The following is a 14,400-nucleotide window of genomic DNA, read 5'->3' on the forward strand; positions in this document are numbered from 1 at the left end:
AATAGTCATCGTGAACACCCTGTTACATGTGGCAGGTTCACACGAAAGCCCCAGTGTGCGACGCTAGATTGGAAGCACGGAGAGTCGGCTAGACTGACGCTCCGGTTTCCGGCTCCAGCGGAGTCGCAGGCAGAGAGAAGGAGGTTCCCGATGGTCCTGGTTCGACAGGAGATCGGCGATGTGCTGAGGGACTTCCGCCTGCAGAAGGGGCGCACCCTTCGTCAGGTCGCGTCGAAGGCGAGCGTGGCGCTCGGTTACCTCAGTGAGGTGGAACGCGGCCAGAAAGAGGCCTCGTCCGAGATTCTCGCCTCCGTCGCCGACGCACTCGACACGCCCATCTCGGTGATCATGCACGAGGTCGGCGATCGCATCGCAGTGCTCGAGGGTCTCTCGGTGGTGCCCGACAGCCTGCCCGACGAGCTCGTGGCCGAGTTCGACGCCGACATGATGGTCCGCTGACCACCCACACACGAAACATCGATCGGCCGGTCCTCGGACCGGCCGATCGTCTGTCCGGGAGGTGCCACGTGAAGCAGAGCGAGTTCCAGCGCGCCGTCGACGCCGAGTTCGGCGCCGGGTACGGCGGGGTGGTCGTGGGCGACCTCGTGCTCTCGGCGCTCGGCGGGCGCACGGCGCGCGAAGCGCTTGCGGCGGGTGTTCGGCCGCAAGAGGTGTGGCTGGCCCTCTGCGAGGCGACGGATGTCCCCGAGGAACGCCGGCACGGCGCCGGCCGCCCGGTGCCGGGGGAGTCCGGGCCGCCTCGGCACGAGTAGTCGGCCGCGCTCCCGCTCGCGCTCCCGCTCGCGCTCTCGATCTCGCTCCCGTGTCCGAAAGCGTGTTCGACACGCTGGTGTTTCTTCGAACATGCGTTCGGAGCCTGCGCTAGGCTCCTCAACAGCAGGAGCAACAGCGCATCTCTCCACATCCTCGTCGATCTCGGTGTCGGATGTCGGTGGCCGGTCATACGGTCGATGCGTCGGAACACACCGCAACCGCCTTGTCGCAAGACGCAGCGGGTCACGGCCCGCAACGTGGAACGACAGCCTAGAGGCAGCAGCAATCGAGCATCGAAGGAGCCCCACCATGGCATCACCAGCAGACCGCGAGAAGTCACTCGAGACCGCCCTCGCGCAGATCGACCGCCAGTTCGGCAAGGGCTCGGTCATGCGCCTCGGCAGTGAAGACCGCGCTCCCGTCGAGGTCATCCCCACGGGCTCGATCGCCCTCGACGTCGCGCTCGGCATCGGCGGGCTCCCGCGCGGCCGCATCATCGAGATCTACGGCCCCGAGTCGTCGGGCAAGACGACGCTGACGCTCCACGCCATCGCCAATGCGCAGCGCAACGGCGGCATCGCCGCGTTCATCGACGCCGAGCACGCGCTCGACCCCGAGTACGCGAAGAAGCTCGGCGTCGACATCGACGCGCTGCTCGTCTCCCAGCCCGACACGGGTGAGCAGGCGCTCGAGATCGCCGACATGCTCGTGCGCTCCGGCTCCATCGACCTCATCGTCATCGACTCGGTCGCGGCGCTCGTGCCCCGCGCCGAGATCGAGGGCGAGATGGGCGACTCGCACGTGGGTCTGCAGGCCCGACTCATGTCGCAGGCGCTCCGCAAGCTCACCGGTGGTCTCAGTCAGACGAACACCACGATGATCTTCATCAATCAGCTGCGCGAGAAGATCGGCGTGTTCTTCGGCAGCCCCGAGACGACCGCCGGCGGCAAGGCGCTGAAGTTCTACGCATCGGTGCGCCTCGACATCCGTCGCATCGAGACGCTGAAAGACGGCACTGACGCGGTCGGCAACCGCACGCGTGTCAAGGTCGTGAAGAACAAGATGGCGCCGCCCTTCAAGCAGGCCGAGTTCGACATCCTCTACGGTGTCGGCATCTCGCGCGAGGGCAGCCTCATCGACTACGGCGTCGACCAGGCCATCGTGAAGAAGTCGGGTGCGTGGTACACGTACGACGGCGACCAGTTGGGTCAGGGCAAAGAGAACGCCCGGAACTTCCTGCTGCAGAACCCCGACATCGCCGCCGATATCGAGCAGAAGATCTTGGTCAAGCTCGGCATCGGTCAGCCGGCAGGAGCGGCGGCCGCGCCGTCGAACGTCGAATCCATCGAGCCGAAGCTCGGGCGCAAGGGCGCCTGACGCATCGACGAAGCACACGACCGGGGCGAGGCAGGCATGAGCGACGAATCATCGGAACGGCTCGCACCGGTCACCTACCTGCCATGGGCGAAGGAGGCTTCGGCCCCCGAGGCGCGCGGATCCCGTCGGCGGCAGAGTCCGTCCGGCGGCTCCGCCGGCTCTAGCGGCTCCGGCGGCCTTCGGAGCATCGGGCGTGACCGCTCGTCGCCCGCTGATGAGGCCGGCGAGGCGGCGGCTCGAATCGACGAGGCGCCGGATGAGACCGGAGCAGAGCGCGACCAGCGCATAGATCGACTCGTGGTCTCACGGCTCCGACGCTCGGCGCTCTCGGAGTCGGAGGTTCGAGCCGTGCTCGTCGAGCACGGACTCGACGATGTCGAAGTCGAAGAATGGATCGCGCGCTACGAACGGCTCGGCTATCTCGACGACGCCCGGCTCGCCGAGCAGCTCGTGCACAGCCATGGGGTGCGCCGCGGCCGGGGCAGCGGGGCGATCCTGCAAGAGCTCGGGCGGCGCGGGGTCGACAACACGCTGGCGCGCGCGGCGGTCGAAGACCTCGACCCCGAGACCGAACTCGAGAACGCTCGCGTGGTCGCCGAGCGCCGGGCTCGTCAGCTCCGTGGTCTCGATCGACAGACGGCGGAGCGTCGCCTCTCGGCATTCCTGCAGCGGCGGGGGTATCCGGGCGACATCGTGCGCGAGGTGGTGACGGCGGCGCTGGCCGGAGAAGGCTCGTAAGCTGGTGCGATCATGAGCACCATCCACGACGTCTCACGCGACCAAGTCGCCGAAGCGGCAGTGCCGCCGCGTACCTACGAGGTCCGCACCTTCGGGTGCCAGATGAACGTGCACGACTCCGAGCGTCTGTCCGGTTCGCTCGAAGCCGCCGGCTACGTGCCGGCCGACGGCGCCGAGCCCGACATCGTCGTGATCAACACCTGCGCTGTGCGCGAGAACGCCGACAACAAGCTCTACGGCAACCTCGGCCACCTCGCCTCGGTCAAGCGACGCCACGCGGGCATGCAGATCGCGGTCGGCGGGTGCCTCGCCCAGAAAGACAAGAACGTCATCCTCGAGAAGGCGCCATGGGTCGATGTCGTCTTCGGCACGCACAACATGGGTGCGCTGCCGAGCCTGCTCGAGCGCGCCCGGCACAACGACGAGGCGCAACTCGAGATCCTCGACTCGCTCGAGGTCTTCCCGTCGACGCTGCCGACCAAGCGCGACTCCAGCTACAGCGGGTGGGTGTCGATCTCGGTCGGGTGCAACAACACCTGCACGTTCTGCATCGTGCCCGCGCTCCGCGGCAAAGAGAAAGACCGCCGTCCGGGTGAGATCCTCGCCGAGATCCAGACCCTCGTCGACGACGGCGTGGTCGAGATCACACTGCTCGGCCAGAACGTCAACTCCTATGGGGTCGAGTTCGGCGACCGTCAGGCGTTCGGCAAGCTGCTGCGCGCGGCGGGCCAGATCGAGGGCCTCGAGCGAATCCGGTTCACAAGCCCCCACCCTGCCGCATTCACCGATGACGTCATCGATGCGATGGCCGAGACGCCGAGCGTCATGCCTCAGCTGCACATGCCGCTGCAGTCCGGCTCCGACCGCGTGCTCAAGGCGATGCGACGCTCCTACCGCTCAGAGAAGTTCCTCGGCATTCTCGATCGGGTGCGGGCGCGAATCCCGAACGCGGCGATCTCGACCGACATCATCGTGGGTTTCCCCGGAGAGACCGAAGAGGACTTCCAAGAGACGCTCCGGGTCGTCGAGGCGGCCAGATTCGCGTCGGCCTTCACCTTCCAGTACTCCATTCGTCCTGGTACGCCCGCAGCGACGATGCCGGAGCAGGTGCCGAAGGAGGTCGTGCAGGAGCGCTACGAACGCCTCCTCGCCCTGCAGGACCGCATCTCCTGGGAGGAGAACCAGCAGCTCATCGGCCACCCCGTCGAGGTGCTCGTCGCGACCGGCGAAGGCAAGAAGAACAACGAGACCCACCGCTTGAGCGGCCGCGCCGAAGACAGCCGCCTCGTGCACTTCGAGGTGCCGACGGGCTCTGAACTGCCGCGGCCCGGCGACGTGGTCTCCGTCACGATCACGCAGGCCGCGCCGTTCCACCTCATCGCCGACTCGCTCGACGACGCTCCGCTCCGCATCCGCCGCACGCGGGCGGGCGACGCGTGGGATCGGGCCCAGGCCGAGAGCTGCGGCGTTCCGGCAGACCCCGGGGCATCCGTCGCCGGCCGTGTCTCGCTGGGGCTGCCGACGCTGCGTGCGCGCGGCACCGAGCCGCTCGTCTCGCCCGGTGTCGGAACGATGCCGATCTACGACCCCGCCGACGGCCAACGCTGACGTGACCCTCATCGCGATCGTCGGGGCGACCGGCACCGGCAAGTCCGCGTTCGCGCTCGACCTCGCCGACGCCTACGCGAGAGGCGGGCGTGCCGCCGAGGTCGTGAACGCCGATGCGATGCAGCTTTACCGCGGCATGGACATCGGCACGGCCAAGCTGTCGTTCGACGAACGACAGGGGGTGCCGCACCACCTGCTCGACGTGCTCGACGTGGTCGACGAGGCATCCGTCGCGGAGTACCAGTCGGCGGCTCGCGCCGCAGTCGACGAGGTCATCGACCGCGGATCGGTGGCACTGCTCGTGGGCGGATCGGGGTTGTACGTCTCTTCGGTCATCCACGACTTCCGGTTTCCGGGCACCGACGCCGAGGTGCGCGCGCGGCTCGAGGCCGAGCTCGCCGAACAGGGGCCGGGCATGCTCCATACGCGGCTCCGCGAGATCGACCCCGAGACGGCCGCGAGCGTCGACGCGCAGAACGGTCGCAGACTCGTGCGAGCTCTCGAGGTGATCGAGGTGACGGGCGAGTCGAAGGCCGCCCGGCTGCCCGACGAGCCCGTGCCATGGCGCCCGCACGGCATCGTGCACCTGCGCAGTGAACGGTCGACGCTTGTCGAACGACTCGACGCACGGGTCGAGGGCATGTGGCAGGGCGGTCTCGTCGACGAGGTACGCGGCCTGATTCCCAAGGGAATCGAGCGCGGCGTGACCGCGCGCAAGGCGATCGGATACGCGCAGGCGCTCGGCGAGATCGACAGACGCCTCACGCGAGCCGAGGCGATCGCAGAGACGCAGCAGCTCACGAGAACCTACGCACGCCGTCAGGTCAGCTGGTTCAAGCGCTACCGCGACGCGGTCACGATCGACGCCGACGACACCGTCGCCCGCGGCACCGAACTCGCCCGTCTCGCGGCCATAGACTGATTCGATGGCGTTCGATCTGCGGTTCACCAAGGGCCAGGGCACGGGCAATGACTTCGTGCTCTTCAGCGACCCCGAGGGCGAGTCCGAGTTGACTCCCACCCAGATCGCCGCGGTCTGCGACCGCCGCTTCGGCGTCGGAGCCGACGGCGTCATCCGCGCGGTGCGCTCGGCGAACCTCGACGACGGTGCCGCTGCCCTCGCCGAGAATCCGCAGGCAGTGTGGTTCATGGACTACTGGAACGCCGACGGCACGGTCTCCGAGATGTGCGGCAACGGCATCCGCGTCTTCACGAGCTACCTCCTCGACCAGGGTCTCGCCGATCTCGCACGCGACGCATCGATCGCGATCGGCACCCGGGCGGGCGTGCGCACCGTGCGCCGCACGGCGACGGGTTTCGAAGCTGATCTCGGCCCCTGGCGCCTCGCCGGCGGCGAACCGCTCGTTCGCGGAAAGAGCCTGCCCGTCGCGAGGCCCGGACTCGGCATCGACGTCGGCAACCCGCACATCGTCGTCGCACTGGCCGACGACGAGGAGCTCGACGGTCTCGATCTCGCCTATCAGCCCGTCGTCGAGCCCGAGCCCGAGGCCGGCGCGAACATCGAGTTCGTCGTCCCTGCCGAGCCGCTCGTCGAAGACGGCGTGGGGCGCATCCGCATGCGGGTGCACGAGCGCGGTTCGGGCGAGACCCTCTCGTGCGGCACCGGTGCGGTCGCCTCGGCCCTCGCGGTGCGGTACTGGGCAGGCGAGGCCGCACCCGACCGGTGGCGTGTGCAGGTGCCGGGCGGCGTGCTCGGAGTGCGCATGTTCCAGGCCGCCGACGGCGAGCACGTCTCGCTCTCAGGGCCTGCGGAGCTCGTCTTCGACGGCGTGCTCAGCCTCGCGTGACCGCGTAGGCGCGTGAGCGCTCTGCGCAGTGAACCGATCAGTGAGCGGATGCCGCGGTGCGCACCTCGAGCACACGGAAGCCCTTGTCTTGCGCCGCGCGGTCGACCTCGAGGCCGAGATCTTCGTCGAGCCAGCGCTGCAGCGACTCCGCTCCGAGGTGCTTGGCAACGACGAGCCACGCGCTCGCGTCGTCGTGCATGCGGGGGAGCCAACGTGTGAGGAGCGCGTGCAACTCGGCCTTGCCGACGCGAATGGGCGGGTTCGACCAGATGCCGGCGAAGCGCACCTCGGCGGGAACATCCTCGGGCAGCACCGCGTTGACGTTGGTGATGCCGAGTCGTGCCGTGTTGCGGCGCACGAGGTCGAGGGCCCGCTCGTTGACGTCGACGGACCACACCGTGGCATCTGGAGCCCGCAGGGCCAGCGAGATCGCGATCGGTCCCCATCCGCTACCGAGGTCGAGCAGATCGCCGCCGGCCGGCGGCGCCGGGGTGCGGTCGAGCAGGATGCGGGTGCCGGTGTCGAGATGCTCCGGGCTGAAGACCCCGCCGGCGGTCGCGAGCGAGAGTTCGCGCCCGGCGAGGGTGACGGTGATGGTGCGGAGAGTGGCCTCGCCGCCCGGACGAGAGGAGAAATAATGGTCGGAGGCCATACAGGGGAACCTATCGCAGCGATGGGAACTAGGGTTAACGCAATGAATGACGCCGAACGGAACTCCGCAGACGACGCCGTCGAACGGGTGCTCAGGGGCGCAGAGACGAAAGCGGGCCTCACCCGCTTCGGCTCCGACGTCGCCGAGGCGCTGATGGCGCCCGAGACGACACCCGGTGCCGATTCCGACACCGACGGCGAGCAGTACGACCGTGAGGCGCGCGCGAGCCTGCGCCGGGTGGGCGGGCTCTCGACCGAACTCGAAGACGTCACCGAGGTCGAGTACCGGCAGTTGCGCCTCGAGAACGTCGTGCTCATCGGCGTGTACTCGCAGGGTTCGCAAGACGAGGCCGAGAACTCCATGCGCGAGCTCGCCGCGCTCGCAGAGACCGCCGGCGCGCGGGTGCTCGACGGCGTGCTGCAGCGTCGGCCCCACCCCGACCCGAGCACGTACCTCGGGCGCGGCAAGGTCGAGGAGCTGCGCCACATCGTCGCTTCCCTCGGCGCCGACACAGTCGTCGCCGACACCGAACTCGCGCCGAGCCAGCGTCGTGCGCTGGAAGACGCGATCAAGGTGAAGGTCATCGATCGCACCGCGGTCATCCTCGACATCTTCAGCCAGCACGCGAAGAGCCGCGAGGGCAAGGCCCAGGTCGAGCTCGCGCAGCTCGAATACCTCCTGCCGCGACTGCGCGGCTGGGGTGAGTCGATGTCGCGCCAGGCGGGCGGCCAGGTCGGCGGCGCAGGCGCCGGCATGGGTTCGCGCGGCCCTGGTGAGACGAAGATCGAACTCGACCGTCGACGCATCCACTCGCGCATGGCGAAGCTGCGCAAGCAGATCACCGCCATGAAGCCCGCGCGTGAAGCCAAGCGCGCCAATCGCAAGCGCAACGCGGTGCCCTCTGTGGCGATCGCGGGCTACACGAACGCGGGCAAGTCGAGCCTCCTGAACCGCATCACCGGCGCCGGCGTGCTCGTCGAGAACGCCCTGTTCGCGACGCTCGACGCGACCGTGCGCCGCAACACCACCGCCGACGGCCGCGTCTACACGATCGCAGACACCGTCGGCTTCGTGCGCAACCTGCCGCACCAGCTCGTCGAGGCATTCCGTTCGACGCTCGAAGAGGTGGGCGACTCCGACCTGATCGTGCACGTCGTCGACGCCGCCCATCCCGACCCCGCCGGGCAGATCGCCACGGTGCGCGACGTCATCGGCGAGGTCGGTGCCCGCGACATCCCCGAGCTCATCGTCTTCAACAAGGCCGACCTCGTGACGCCCGAGGAACGCCTCGTGCTCCGCGGTCTCGAGCCCGGCGCGATCTTCGCCTCGGCACGCACGGGCGAAGGCATCCCCGAGGTGCTCGAGGCGATCGCACGCATGCTGCCCGACCCGGCCGTCGAGATCGACCTGCTCGTGCCCTACGACCGGGGCGACGTCGTCTCGACGCTGCACGAGACCGGTCGAGTGCTCTCGATCGAGTACGACGAAGACGGCACCCGCGTGCGCGCGCTCGCCTCACCCGAACTCGCGGGCCAGCTCGAGGAGTTCGCGGCGGCAGCGGCCAGCGCCTGACCTGATCGGCGCGGCCGACGGATGCCTCGGCGGCCGCGTCACTGTGCGTCACAGACGCGCGGCGGCCGCCCGTGCGGCGTATCGTCGCTCCTGATCGATCTGTGATCGGCCCGATGCCGATCACGTGGAGCGACCGCCGAGCCCGGCACCCGCCCGCGAGACCCACCCGCCGTTCCGGCCGGGGGACGCGGCCTGCCGCGCTCTTCCGTCGCCGCCGCCACGCAGGAGCACCATGGCACCGACCGCATCCGACGCATCGGGCGCCGACTGTCGTTCCGGGCTGCCGCTGTCGTTCGAGCTCTTCCCGCCGCGCACCGACGCCGCGGCCCTGGCCCTCGGCCGCACCATCGACCGGCTCGCCGAGGTCGATCCGGCATTCATCTCCGTTACCTTCGGTGCCGGCGGCAGTTCGCGAGCGCGCTCCCTGACGGTGCTGCGGTACATGCTCGAGCACACGCACGTCGAAGCGATGGCGCATCTCACGTGCGTCGGCTCGTCGCACGCCGAGGCGAACCGGCTCGTCCGGGAGTTCCTCGACGCCGGCATCACGAGTTTCCTCGCCCTCCGCGGCGACCCGCCCGCAGACGCCGATCCCGACGCCGGCATCGGCGACCTCGGCAGTGCGGCCGAGCTCGTGCAGCTCATCCACCGGGTGCAGGAGGAGCGCGAGCCGTTCGAGCAGGTCGGCGTGCCGGGCAATCCCGGCGCATCGCGCATCAGGGAGCGGCCCCGCCCCGAACGGGTCGCCGTCGCCGCCTTCCCCACCGGGCACCCGCGTTCGCGCGGAGTCGGGCAAGACGTCGACACCCTTCTCGCCAAGGAGATCGCCGGGGCGAACCTCGCGATCACCCAGCTCTTCTGGCGGGCCGACGACTACCTCGGCTTCGTCGATCGTGCCCGCGCCGGCGGGGTCACGATCCCGATCCTGCCGGGCATCATGCCCGTGACGACGCCTGCACGACTGTCTCGGCTCACCGAGCTGACCGGCGTCGAACCGCCCGCCGAGCTCTCGATCGACCTCGAGATCGAGCCGGATGCCTCGGCGCAGGCCGAGCTCGGCATCACCTTCGCCACCCGCCTCTCCACCGAGGTGATCGCGGGCGGCGCTCCGGGATTGCACCTCTACACCTTCAACCGCCATGAGGCCGTGCTCGACGTCGTCGAGCGGCTCGGGCTGCGCGCCGACCGGCTCGCCGACGAAAGGAACACCGCACGATGACCACCCCCGCACCCGCCTTCCCGATCGCGACGATCCTCGGCTACCCGCGCATCGGGCGCCGGCGCGAGTTGAAGCGAGCCGTCGAGTCGTTCTGGGCCGGCTCGATCACGGCCGCCGAACTCGAGCAGGCCGCCGCCGAGCTGCGCGCCGCCACCCGTGAGCGTCTCGCGTCGCTCGGGCTCGGGCGCACGGACTCGGCCATCCCCGAGACCTTCTCGTTCTACGACCAGGTGCTCGATGCCGCGGTCGCCGTCGGTGCCGTGCCCGAGCGCTTCGCCGCACTCGTCGACGAGCAGGGCGAGCTCGATCTCGCCGGGTACTTCACGATCGCCCGCGGCGTCGGCGACGATGCTCCGCTCGAGATGACCAAATGGTTCGACTCGAACTACCACTACCTCGTGCCCGAGATCGGCCCCGAGACCGCCTTCTCGCTGCACGCCGAGCGGATCCTCGCCGAGTTCGCCGAGGCGAAGGCCGCAGGCTTCGTGACCCGGCCCGTCATCGTCGGCCCCGTGACCTTCCTGCTCCTCGCGAAGGCCGCCGACGGTGCCCCGTCGGACTTCCAGCCGATCGACCGGCTCGCCGATCTCGTGCCCGTCTACGCTGCGCTGCTCGAGCGGCTCGCCGAGGCCGGCGCCGAGTGGGTGCAGCTCGACGAGCCCGCGCTCGTGAGCGAGAGCATCGACGTGCCCCGCGATCGCGTGCTCGAATCGGTCGCCGCGGCGTATGACGCGCTCGGTGCGCTCGAGCGCCGCCCGGCGATCTTCGTCGCCGCGCCGTACGGCTCGCTCGACGATGCGCTGCCGGCCCTCGCGGCCACTCCGGTGGAGGCGATCGGGCTCGACCTCGTGCGCGGCGCGCTGCCCGAGGTGCTCGACCCCGCGACCGCCGAGTCGCTCGCCGCGAAGACCCTGGTCGCCGGGGTCGTCGACGGCCACAACATCTGGCGCGGCGATCTCGCCGCAGCCTTCGACCGAGTCGAGGCCGTGCAGCACCTCTCGCCCTCGGTTGCCGTTTCCACCTCCACCTCGCTGCTGCACGTGCCGCACGATGTCGACGACGAGGATGTGCTCGACGCCCGGCTCGTGACGTGGCTCGCGTTCGCCGACCAGAAGGTCGGCCAGGTGGCGGTGCTCGGGTGCGGCCTGACCGAGGGGCGCGCGTCGATCGAGGGCGAGCTCGCTGCGGCATCCGCTGCCCTCGCCGACCGCGACGGTGCACCCGGCGTGCGGGTGCCCGCGGTGCGCGAGCGCCTCGCCGGTCTCACCGCGCGCGACTTCGACCGCGTGAGCTACGACGAGCGCGTGGCCGCGCAGGCCGCACTCGGCCTGCCGGAACTGCCGACCACCACGATCGGCTCGTTCCCGCAGACCGGCGAGATCCGTCGGGCCCGCGCCCGCCTCGTCGGCGGCTCGCTCACGAGCGAGGAGTACACGGCGCTCATGCGCGAGGAGATCGAGCGGGTCGTGCGGCTGCAGGAGGACCTCGGGCTCGACGTGCTCGTGCACGGTGAGCCCGAGCGCAACGACATGGTGCAGTACTTCGCCGAGCTGCTCGACGGGTTCGCCGTCACGAAGCACGGGTGGGTGCAGTCGTACGGCTCGCGCTGCACGCGGCCCTCGATCCTCTGGGGCGACGTGTCGCGGCCGGCGCCGATGACGGTCGAGTGGTCGAGCTACGCCCAGTCGCTCACCGAGCAGCCGATGAAGGGCATGCTCACCGGTCCCGTGACGATCCTCGCCTGGTCGTTCGTGCGCGACGACCAGCCGCTCGGCGACACCGCGCGCCAGGTGGCGCTGGCGCTCCGCGACGAGATCTCCGATCTCGAGGGCGCGGGCATCCGGGTGATCCAGGTCGACGAGCCCGCCCTGCGCGAACTGCTGCCGCTGAAGCTCGCCGACCAGCCCGCGTACCTCGACTGGTCGGTCGGCTCGTTCCGGCTCGCGACGGGCGGGGCGGTGCCCGAGACGCAGGTGCACACGCACCTCTGCTACTCGGAGTTCGGCGTGGTCATCGACGCCATCAAGAACCTCGATGCCGACGTCACATCGATCGAGGCTGCCCGCAGTCGCATGGAGGTCGTCGACGACCTCGAGACGAGCGGGTTCGATCACGGCATCGGCCCGGGGGTCTACGACATCCACTCGCCGCGCGTGCCGAGCGTCGACGAGGTGCAGGCCCTGCTCGAGCGCGCTGCCGGTGCGATCCCGGCGGCTCGGCTCTGGGTGAACCCCGACTGCGGCCTGAAGACGCGCGGCTACGACGAGACCGTGGAGTCGCTCCGCCACATCGTCGAGGCGACCCGCGCGGTGCGCGCAGGCCTCACCTCGCCGGCGCTCGCCGGGTCGTGAGCATCGTGCGGATGCCGCGGCTCGCGGCATCCGCACGGCTTGCGCCGGGGTGATGCTCAGGCGCGCCACGTACCGTCGAGCCATGCAACTCGCGGTCCACGAATCCGGCCGGGGCGCGCGAACCGCGATCCTCATCCACGGCATCATGTCGGATTCGCGCGCGTGGCATCGGGTCACCGCCGAGCTCGAGGGCCAGGGCTTCCGGGTGCTCGCGGTCGACCTCGCCGGCCACGGACGCAGTCCGCGTGCGACCGCGTACTCACCGGCCGCATGGGCGAGCGACGTCGTCGAGACGCTCGCGCCGCTCCTCGACAGCCCGCCCGACGTGGTCATGGGCCACTCGCTCGGCGGGCTCGTCGCGAGCCTCGTGGCCGATCGTCTCGCGCCGCGTGCTGCGATCTACATCGACCCGGCGTTCTCGTTCCCCAAGGGCCTCAGGGGGTGGGCGTTCAAGGCGTTCTTCGCGATGGCGCCGCGCCCGCGTCGTTCGGCGCTCGTGCGCATGAACCCGAAGTGGAGCGCGGTCGACGTCGACATCGAGCTCGCGACGCTCCGCGATTGGGACAAGCGCACGATCCTCGGCTTCTCCGATACCCGGCCGCTCGTGCCGCCGGCGCGGCTCGTCGCCCCGACGCTCGTGGTGCTCGCCGAGAAGAGCCTGCTCATCACGGCGAACGTCGCCCGGCAGCTGCGCGGTCAGGGGATGACGGTCGCGACGGTGCGGGGCACCGGCCACACCGTGTTCCGTGACGATCACGCCGGCTTCATGGACGCAGTGCTCGGCTGGCTTCGCGATCTCGCGCCCGCTGCGAGCGAGCGTGCGCCGGTCGCCGTGCGCTCAGCCTCATACGTGCGCTCAGCCTCATAGGGGAGCGTCGGGCGGCCGCCCGTCCGGCGGTCCCCGTCCGGCGGTCGCAGTCGAGCGGTGGGCGCGAGGGCGGGAGCCGGTCAGACGGTGCGCAGCACGGCGACGACCTTGCCGAGCACCTCGGCGTGGTCGCCGACGATCGGTTCGAACGCGCTGTTGCGAGGCAGCAGCCACGTGTGTCCGTCGCGCTGACGGAAGACCTTGACGGTCGCCTCGCCATCGAGCATCGCCGCGACGATCTCGCCGTTCTCGGCGGTGCGCTGCGATCGCACGACCACCCAGTCGCCGTCGCAGATCGCGGCGTCGATCATGGATTCGCCGACGACCTTCAGGATGAAGAGCTCGCCCTTGCCGACGAGCTGGCGGGGGAGCGGGAAGACCTCGTCTACCTGCTGCTCGGCGGTGATCGGCACGCCGGCCGCGATGCGGCCGACGAGCGGCACCATCGCCGCGTCGCCCACCGGAGTGGGATCGCTCGAGCCGACCGTGCGGTCGGTGACGCCCGGAAGTTCGATGAGCACCTCGAGGGCGCGGGGCCGGTTGGGGTCGCGCCGAAGGTACCCGGCGAGCTCGAGCTGATTGAGCTGGTGGGTGACGCTGGACAGCGAGGAGAGGCCGACCGCGTCGCCGATCTCGCGCATGCTCGGCGGGTAGCCCCGGCTCGAGACCGAACGCTGGATCATCTCGAGGATCGCGATCTGCTTGGCGCTCAGACTCTTGCGGCGGCGTGGCCGCCTGGCCGCCTGCACGTCGTCGATGTCGGTGCTCAACGTCTTCGCCCCTCGTAGCGGCCGTCGCGCGGCCGGATGTCGGTGGTGTCTGGTCGACTGTCTTCCGGACATTCGAAACTGTATCCGGCTCGCGAACATGCGGCAAACATTCGTTCGAGTGTGTCGGGAATTCGCTCCGCGATATCCCGGGCTTCCATCCTTGCAATGTTCGAAATTCGAAGATATATTCGGAACAGAGTTTCGCATCCGGCTCTCCCGGCCGAGAGCCGGATGCGACTCCTACAGGAGGTGTGACATGAGCGCAGTGATCGCAACGACCGGATTCCAGGCCCCAGGGGTACGGCAGGAGCCGGCTTCGGCGGCGACGCGTACCCGGCTTCGGCTGACGCGGCGCGGTCGCATCGTCTTCACCGGGCTGGCCGCGGTTCCGCTCGTGATCTGGGCGTTCGTGGTGGTCCTCGGTGCCGGCACCGCTGCTGCCGACATCGAGTCCAGTGGCGTCTCCTTCGAGTACACCACCGTGGGTGAGGGCGACTCGCTCTGGGCGATCGCCGAGTCGATCGATCCCAATGCAGACGCGCGCGACGTCATCGACGAGATCATGCGGCTCAACGGTCTCGACGACGCCGTGGTCGAGCCCGGGCAGCGCCTCGCGCTTCCGGTCGTACCGTGACGGTCGCCTGAGCCGCCCGCGCAAGCCTC

The 14,400-nt window shown here is 69.8% G+C and carries 14 protein-coding genes; 12 read left to right on the forward strand and 2 right to left on the reverse strand.

The features are described from left to right. Positions 1–150: 150 nt before the first annotated feature. The 7 genes from DCE93_RS05685 to dapF all read left to right on the forward strand — a co-directional run bounded on the left by DCE93_RS05685 (position 151) and on the right by dapF (position 6,305). Positions 151–459, forward strand: a complete 309-nt coding sequence (locus DCE93_RS05685; RefSeq protein ID WP_022893434.1) for a helix-turn-helix domain-containing protein — start codon at positions 151–153, stop codon at positions 457–459. Positions 460–527: 68 nt separating this feature from the next. Beyond that, a complete protein-coding gene (locus DCE93_RS05690; protein ID WP_108595027.1) occupies positions 528–773 on the forward strand; it encodes a DUF3046 domain-containing protein in 246 nt (81 codons plus the stop codon). Positions 774–1,083: 310 nt separating this feature from the next. Next, positions 1,084–2,151, forward strand: a complete 1,068-nt coding sequence (gene recA / locus DCE93_RS05695) for a recombinase RecA (RefSeq protein ID WP_108595028.1) — start codon at positions 1,084–1,086, stop codon at positions 2,149–2,151. Positions 2,152–2,187: 36 nt separating this feature from the next. Next, a complete protein-coding gene (locus DCE93_RS05700; protein WP_108595029.1) occupies positions 2,188–2,889 on the forward strand; it encodes a regulatory protein RecX in 702 nt (233 codons plus the stop codon). A gap of 12 nt (positions 2,890–2,901) precedes the next feature. Beyond that, complete coding sequence (gene miaB / locus DCE93_RS05705; RefSeq protein WP_108595030.1) at positions 2,902–4,497, forward strand: tRNA (N6-isopentenyl adenosine(37)-C2)-methylthiotransferase MiaB; 1,596 nt, start codon at positions 2,902–2,904, stop codon at positions 4,495–4,497. A 1-nt stretch (position 4,498) separates the two neighbouring features. Next, positions 4,499–5,419, forward strand: a complete 921-nt coding sequence (gene miaA / locus DCE93_RS05710; RefSeq protein ID WP_108595031.1) for a tRNA (adenosine(37)-N6)-dimethylallyltransferase MiaA — start codon at positions 4,499–4,501, stop codon at positions 5,417–5,419. 4 nt (positions 5,420–5,423) lie between these two features. Beyond that, positions 5,424–6,305 (forward strand): diaminopimelate epimerase, encoded by an 882-nt coding sequence (gene dapF / locus DCE93_RS05715; protein ID WP_108595032.1) that lies wholly within the window; start codon positions 5,424–5,426, stop codon positions 6,303–6,305. A 37-nt stretch (positions 6,306–6,342) separates the two neighbouring features. Here the strand turns inward: dapF and DCE93_RS05720 are convergent, their stop codons facing one another. Then, complete coding sequence (locus tag DCE93_RS05720; protein WP_108595033.1) at positions 6,343–6,957, reverse strand: class I SAM-dependent methyltransferase; 615 nt, start codon at positions 6,955–6,957, stop codon at positions 6,343–6,345. Between the two features lie 42 nt (positions 6,958–6,999). Here DCE93_RS05720 and hflX point away from each other — a divergent pair, with 42 nt between their 5' ends. The 4 genes from hflX (at position 7,000) to DCE93_RS05740 (ending at position 12,967) form a co-directional block, all read left to right on the forward strand. Then, positions 7,000–8,529, forward strand: a complete 1,530-nt coding sequence (gene hflX, locus DCE93_RS05725) for a GTPase HflX (protein ID WP_108595034.1) — start codon at positions 7,000–7,002, stop codon at positions 8,527–8,529. Positions 8,530–8,761: 232 nt separating this feature from the next. Further along, complete coding sequence (locus tag DCE93_RS05730; protein ID WP_108595035.1) at positions 8,762–9,748, forward strand: methylenetetrahydrofolate reductase; 987 nt, start codon at positions 8,762–8,764, stop codon at positions 9,746–9,748. Then, complete coding sequence (metE, locus tag DCE93_RS05735; protein ID WP_108595036.1) at positions 9,745–12,099, forward strand: 5-methyltetrahydropteroyltriglutamate--homocysteine S-methyltransferase; 2,355 nt, start codon at positions 9,745–9,747, stop codon at positions 12,097–12,099. The genes DCE93_RS05730 and metE overlap by 4 nt, the downstream gene beginning before the upstream one ends. Before the next feature lie 82 nt (positions 12,100–12,181). Beyond that, entirely contained in the window at positions 12,182–12,967 is a 786-nt protein-coding gene (locus DCE93_RS05740; RefSeq protein ID WP_168186171.1) for an alpha/beta fold hydrolase, read from the forward strand. Positions 12,968–13,047: 80 nt separating this feature from the next. Here DCE93_RS05740 and lexA read toward each other — a convergent pair whose 3' ends face one another. Continuing rightward, a complete protein-coding gene (gene lexA / locus DCE93_RS05745; protein WP_268876781.1) occupies positions 13,048–13,725 on the reverse strand; it encodes a transcriptional repressor LexA in 678 nt (225 codons plus the stop codon). A 268-nt stretch (positions 13,726–13,993) separates the two neighbouring features. Here lexA and DCE93_RS05750 point away from each other — a divergent pair, with 268 nt between their 5' ends. Beyond that, positions 13,994–14,371 (forward strand): LysM peptidoglycan-binding domain-containing protein, encoded by a 378-nt coding sequence (locus DCE93_RS05750; RefSeq protein ID WP_108595039.1) that lies wholly within the window; start codon positions 13,994–13,996, stop codon positions 14,369–14,371. Positions 14,372–14,400: the final 29 nt, after the last annotated feature.

The sequence above is a fragment of the Agromyces badenianii genome (assembly GCF_003070885.1).
Lineage (GTDB): Bacteria > Actinomycetota > Actinomycetes > Actinomycetales > Microbacteriaceae > Agromyces > Agromyces badenianii.

Bases quoted from the DNA above. Each gene is read 5' to 3' on its own strand.
- DCE93_RS05750 (WP_108595039.1), top strand. From the start codon at position 13,994: ATGAGCGCAGTGATCGCAACGACCGGATTCCAGGCCCCAGGGGTACGG.
- recA (WP_108595028.1), top strand. From the start codon at position 1,084: ATGGCATCACCAGCAGACCGCGAGAAGTCACTCGAGACCGCCCTCGCG.
- DCE93_RS05740 (WP_168186171.1), top strand. From the start codon at position 12,182: ATGCAACTCGCGGTCCACGAATCCGGCCGGGGCGCGCGAACCGCGATC.
- miaB (WP_108595030.1), top strand. From the start codon at position 2,902: ATGAGCACCATCCACGACGTCTCACGCGACCAAGTCGCCGAAGCGGCA.
- DCE93_RS05685 (WP_022893434.1), top strand. From the start codon at position 151: ATGGTCCTGGTTCGACAGGAGATCGGCGATGTGCTGAGGGACTTCCGC.
- dapF (WP_108595032.1), top strand. From the start codon at position 5,424: ATGGCGTTCGATCTGCGGTTCACCAAGGGCCAGGGCACGGGCAATGAC.
- DCE93_RS05730 (WP_108595035.1), top strand. From the start codon at position 8,762: ATGGCACCGACCGCATCCGACGCATCGGGCGCCGACTGTCGTTCCGGG.
- DCE93_RS05700 (WP_108595029.1), top strand. From the start codon at position 2,188: ATGAGCGACGAATCATCGGAACGGCTCGCACCGGTCACCTACCTGCCA.
- hflX (WP_108595034.1), top strand. From the start codon at position 7,000: ATGAATGACGCCGAACGGAACTCCGCAGACGACGCCGTCGAACGGGTG.
- DCE93_RS05720 (WP_108595033.1), bottom strand. From the start codon at position 6,957: ATGGCCTCCGACCATTATTTCTCCTCTCGTCCGGGCGGCGAGGCCACT.
- metE (WP_108595036.1), top strand. From the start codon at position 9,745: ATGACCACCCCCGCACCCGCCTTCCCGATCGCGACGATCCTCGGCTAC.